The organism is Salmonella sp. SAL4457 (assembly GCF_046548235.1).
Lineage (GTDB): Bacteria > Pseudomonadota > Gammaproteobacteria > Enterobacterales > Enterobacteriaceae > Salmonella > Salmonella enterica.
This window is the reverse complement of sequence record NZ_JBGDZO010000647.1, coordinates 1-265: the sequence shown is the minus strand read 5'-3', so window position 1 is coordinate 265 and position 265 is coordinate 1. Positions and strand designations below refer to the sequence as shown.

1 pseudogene is annotated in these 265 nt (G+C 64.2%); it reads right to left on the bottom strand.

The window, feature by feature from the left end:
• Nucleotides 1-265, bottom strand: a pseudogene (locus ACLJNW_RS25795) (hypothetical protein); the annotation flags it as partial.

Sequence of the window (265 nt, the reverse complement as noted above, 5' to 3'; positions counted from 1 at the left end):
GTCCATGATCTTGATCGCCGTGCCCTGTCCCATCCGCGTGACGTGCTCGTGATCCGGGATGTCCGGCAGGTCCGCGGCAATCGTCACGTCCAGCGCCAACCCGACATCCGGGTTGATCTCATAGGCTGTCGCGATGGCACCGCGCACGCAGTCTTCCTCCTGGGAGGTTGCCACCGCGTAACCATCGAACTCCGACCGCTGCGCGCGCCGCATGGCTTCGATCATGATGTAGACGGAGAGCCGGTGGTCCAGCGCCTTACAGGAG